Source organism: Boseongicola sp. (assembly GCF_057460485.1).
This window is the reverse complement of record NZ_JBVCWP010000289.1, coordinates 1-4,582: the sequence shown is the minus strand read 5'-3', so window position 1 is coordinate 4,582 and position 4,582 is coordinate 1. Positions and strand designations below refer to the sequence as shown.

Below are 4,582 nucleotides of genomic sequence, written 5' to 3'. Positions count from 1 at the left end.
GATGATAACCGATGGTCCGGTGCGCGATGTGACCGGATTGATTGCGCTTGAAATGCCTGTGTGGTGCACAGGCTTGGTTGCCTCAACACTAACAAAAAAGGTCCCGGCACGGCAGGCTTGCCGGTGAATATCGGCTCACAGCGCGTGGAAACAAGCGATATGATCGTCGCAGACCGGGACGGCGTGGTCGCGGTGCCCTTCGACGAGATTGACGCTGTGGCCGAGCGATCCGCACGCATCCTCACGATGGAAGCAGAAGACAACAAGGCTGTGCGGGACGGTCTGGTGATGCCCGATATCTACGACAGACTTCTCGACAGCGACCGAGTGAAATGGATCGACTGATCTGCGGGCTTTGCAAGATCGCAACAGTCCGGTTCCAATTCGGAAACAATAGGCGACAAGCAACACATTTTTAACCACAGTGGTGTCTGGTTCGGCTGGGGTGGCCGTATCGGAGATACCGCCATGGACGCTGCCGCGTTGCTTTTAATCTTGGTCGCAAAGACCTTCTTCCTTGGATTGCCTCTGGGTGTCGCATGGCTGGCGTTTCGCCGTCTCGTGCTGTCTGAGACGCTGAACGCCTGGATTTACGCGGGCGTCGGCTTGTTTGCAGCCTTTACGGCAGCCGGACTTATGCCATGGGCATTTGGGTTTCAGCCCGCGGCTTGGATGTTTCTTGTCTTTGGGTTTCTGTGTCCGCCCTTGTGGCTGGCCACAGTCGTGCTTTGCGGCATGGGGCGGATCTCGGGGTATGACTTGGCGGAGACGGACGTGGATGACACGTCATTGCCCGTGCAAGCTTCCGCGCAGGTTCAATCCACCCCGCGCGTGCCGCCTGCGCCATTGCTATTGGAACAGCCGATCTGGCCCAAGCCGGAAAAGGCAGTATTCCGCACCCACCGCACCCTTCTGCGCGAAGCCCGCAAGATGGCCGGCGAACGCATGAAATCCGAGCCCATTGACCGCAGTGTTTTGGACGTCGCGCGCAGCATGCGCGGCAATTCCAACACAACAAAGCGGCGCATGCGCCCCCTGTTGCCCCCACCCCACGCAATAAGCGACTTTCCCAACCTGCCGTTCTTGCAGAGATAATCGAGTTCTCCCCAAGCAATGTAATCGGCGAAACGCGTTGTTTCGGCGCGAGGGCTTAGTGAAACCGAAAATTTAGAGTACTTAGTGCGCATTACGTGTGTGTTTATGAGTATTGGAGAGCGGCTATGACGGTCGAAGTTCAGCGCGTTTTGTGGCGTTTTTCGAAAGCATTTCAGATTACCGCGATGTTTGTTTTTGCGATGATGGCCGTTGGCTCGGCCATCGCGCTTAGCCTGTTTGTCACTGGATTGATCGACTGGCCCGTCTTGCTTTTGCAGTTGGACGGCGGCGGTATGGTGAATGTCGCCCCGGCGATGATCGCGACGGGCTTTGTGCTGTCGGCACTTTTTCTGGCGTTCATGCCTGCGAACTGGCGCGTTCTAGCCTTGGAAAATTCGCACCGCTCATTCCGGATGCAGATGGAAGACGTCACCCGCGCCTATTGGATCGCCCACCGCGCTGACCGCGAAGGCACATTCGAGATGACTGCAGAATTTGACGCCGTGCGCGAGCGTATCCTCTTCCTGCGCGACCACCCTGATCTTGGCGATCTGGAACCAGACGTTATGGATGTTGCGGCACAGATGAGCCGTATCAGTGCGGACCTTGCCGCGCGGTATTCCGACGAGAAAGTCACCCGCGCCGAAGGCTTCCTTGCTCAACGCCGCCAAGAAGCCGCCATGATGGACACGCGGATCGAGCAGGCGTTGGAGGTGACCCGCGATCTGCGCCGCCTGGTGGATGCGGTTGAGATGGACGAATGCATGGCCGCTTCGCGACTTGATCGCTTACGCAGCGAGCTGGATGGCTTGCTGCCGCACTTCGACCTTGCCCCGACAACGGCTGTAAAGCCGATCAAAAAGGCGAGTGTTGTCCGACTGGCGGCGGCAGGCGGGCGCAGTTCCCGAACGGTCCAGGCAGCAGAGTAACGTTTTGGCGCTTGGCAGGTCCCCTTGGCCCGCGTAGCAACTGATATGATTTTGAAAATCGCCAATCTAGCCCTGCTCGTTCTGTTTCCCGTCGCGTGGTTCGCGCCTCTGCTTTACGCCGGGTTGCTGCCGCTGTTCGGGCTTTCCGAAATCTCGATTATCTCGGGCTTGCAATCGCTTTGGCAAAGCGATGTGGTGCTGGCGTTGCTGGTCAGCTTCTTTGCGATCTTCGCGCCTGTGCTGAAATCCATCGGCATAGCGCTTATTCAGTTCCGCCTCGCAAGCCCACGTATATTGCCCGCGCTGCACGTCATGGGCAAACTGGCAATGGCGGACGTTTTTTTGATGGCTCTCTATATAGTCGTTGTAAAAGGCGTCGGATTGGGCCGTGTCGAGACCGGCTGGGGGCTCTATCTGTTTACGGGGCTCGTGCTGGGCCAGATCGCGATCACCTTTCTCTATGAACGTCAGCGCAAGGGCGCGAAGGCCAGTTGAACCCGCGCCCGCGCTCAGGCAAAAGGTGAGCCATGGCAAAAGCGGCTTCCTTCACCTGTTCAACCTGCGGCGCGGTTCATTCCAAATGGTCCGGGCGCTGTGATGATTGCGGGGGGTGGAACACGATCTCGGAAGACAAGCCCTTAACCAAGGGGCCTAAAGCCAAAGGTTTGGGCGTCGTGCGCGGCCAAAAGATCGAGCTGACCGCCCTTGATACTGCCGAAGCCCCGCCGCCCCGCACCATGTCGAAGATGGGCGAATTGGACCGGGTGTTGGGCGGCGGGCTTGTGGCGGCCTCAGCCGTGCTGGTCGGCGGCGATCCTGGAATTGGTAAGTCAACCGTACTTTTGCAGGCGGCTGCGGCGTTTGCCAACCAGGGCATGAAGGTCATCTATGTTTCCGGTGAGGAAGCGGCCGCACAGGTGCGCCTGCGCGCGAAACGCCTAGGATTGGGCGGAGCAAATGTGCAGCTCGCGGCCGAAACCAACCTGCGCGATATCCTCACCACGCTTGAGGCAGAAGCGCCCGGTTTGGCCATCATCGATTCGATCCAGACCATGTGGCTTGATACCGTCGACAGCGCGCCGGGCTCTGTCAGTCAGGTCCGCTCGGCAGCACATGAATTGACGACCTTCGCCAAGCGAAACGGCATCAGTGTTATCCTTGTAGGCCACGTCACCAAAGACGGTCAGATCGCGGGTCCCCGCGTGATCGAACACATGGTCGATACAGTTCTCTATTTTGAGGGCGAGCGCGGCCATCAGTTCCGCATTTTGCGCGCAGTGAAGAACCGCTTTGGCCCCGCCGACGAGATTGGCGTCTTCGAGATGACCGGCGCCGGTCTGGCCGAAGTGGCGAATCCGTCGGCTTTGTTCCTGTCCGACCGCGAAACCCCGGCGCTCGGATCTGTGGTGTTTGCAGGCATCGAAGGCACGCGTCCGGTCTTGTGCGAAATTCAGGCGCTGGTCTCTCCCGCCCCGGCCGGACAAGCGCGTCGCTCGGTTGTGGGCTGGGACGGTGGGCGCCTTGCGATGATTTTGGCCGTGCTGGAATCGCGCTGTGGGATCCCGTTTCAGGGCCTCGACGTCTATCTGAACGTTGCCGGCGGCCTTCGCATCACCGAACCTGCCGCCGATCTGGCTGTGGCCGCGGCGCTACTTTCGGCACGCGAAGACGTGGCACTGCCTGAGGGCACTGTCGTTTTCGGCGAAATCAGCCTATCAGGAGGCTTGCGACCGGTCGGTCAGACAGAAACCCGTCTGAAAGAGGCGCAAAAGCTTGGGTTCACCCGTGCTTTGATCCCCGACCGTAGCAAAACAGGCGCCATTGCGGGTGTCACGGCTCAAAAGATGCCGGATCTCGCAGCGCTGGTCGGCGACGTTTTTGGCGCTGGCTGATTAACGAACGGGCAAGGCACAGAGGCAGATATGGAAAGCTTCACTATTCTCGACGGCATCGTCGCCGCAATCATCCTTCTTTCCGCCGTTCTGGCGTATTCGCGCGGCTTTGTGCGTGAAGTGCTGGCAATTGGCGGCTGGGTCATTGCGACGGTTGTGGCATATTACCTTGCACCTGCGGCCGAGCCTTTGATGCGCGAAGTTCCGGTCTTGAACAACTTCCTCGGAAATTCCGGTGAATTGTCAATGATCGCAGCCTTTGCTGCGGTCTTTGCCGTCGCCTTGATCCTTGTGTCGTTCTTTACGCCGCTTTTTGCCGGAGTGGTTCAACGCTCGGCCATTGGTGGAATCGATCAGGGCCTTGGTTTTCTCTTCGGCGTCGTGCGGGGCGCGCTGTTAGTCGCGATTGCCATGGTGCTTTATGACCGCGCCATCGTCTCCGAGCCTTTCGCCTTCGTCGACGAAAGCCGCACGGCTTCGATCTATGCGCAGGTTTCTGAGGCGCTTGCCGAGCAAATCCCCGAGGATGCGCCGGCTTGGATTGCAGCGCGTTACGAAGACCTGATGAGTCGCAGTTCGATCGCGCCAGAGTAACCAAGCCACCGCCAGCCCTATTTGACCGCTTTTGGCATCCGAATCGTGTGATTCTGAGCAGGTGCAGATACT

Annotated in this window: 6 protein-coding genes; all 6 read left to right on the top strand. The window is 58.9% G+C overall.

Annotation, left to right across the window (positions count from 1 at the left end; translation table 11 throughout):
- Positions 1 to 60 precede the first annotated feature (60 nt).
- The 6 genes from AC221Y_RS20515 (at position 61) to AC221Y_RS20490 (ending at position 4,510) form a co-directional block, all read left to right on the top strand.
- The gene (locus AC221Y_RS20515) at positions 61 to 345 is read left to right on the top strand and encodes an RraA family protein (protein ID WP_486708231.1); all 285 of its coding nucleotides are present in this window, start codon (positions 61 to 63) and stop codon (positions 343 to 345) included.
- A 123-nt stretch (positions 346 to 468) separates the two neighbouring features.
- A complete protein-coding gene (locus tag AC221Y_RS20510; RefSeq protein ID WP_299751247.1) occupies positions 469 to 1,095 on the top strand; it encodes a hypothetical protein in 627 nt (208 codons plus the stop codon).
- Positions 1,096 to 1,220: 125 nt separating this feature from the next.
- Positions 1,221 to 2,024 carry a DNA repair protein gene (locus AC221Y_RS20505; RefSeq protein WP_486708230.1) on the top strand — a complete coding sequence of 268 codons (804 nt, stop codon included), beginning with the start codon at positions 1,221 to 1,223 and terminating at the stop codon, positions 2,022 to 2,024.
- A 48-nt stretch (positions 2,025 to 2,072) separates the two neighbouring features.
- Entirely contained in the window at positions 2,073 to 2,519 is a 447-nt protein-coding gene (locus AC221Y_RS20500) for a paraquat-inducible protein A (RefSeq protein ID WP_299751250.1), read from the top strand.
- Positions 2,520 to 2,551: 32 nt separating this feature from the next.
- Complete coding sequence (radA, locus tag AC221Y_RS20495; RefSeq protein WP_486708229.1) at positions 2,552 to 3,916, top strand: DNA repair protein RadA; 1,365 nt, start codon at positions 2,552 to 2,554, stop codon at positions 3,914 to 3,916.
- A 30-nt stretch (positions 3,917 to 3,946) separates the two neighbouring features.
- Positions 3,947 to 4,510, top strand: a complete 564-nt coding sequence (locus AC221Y_RS20490) for a CvpA family protein (protein ID WP_486708228.1) — start codon at positions 3,947 to 3,949, stop codon at positions 4,508 to 4,510.
- The last annotated feature ends 72 nt before the right edge of the window (positions 4,511 to 4,582 follow it).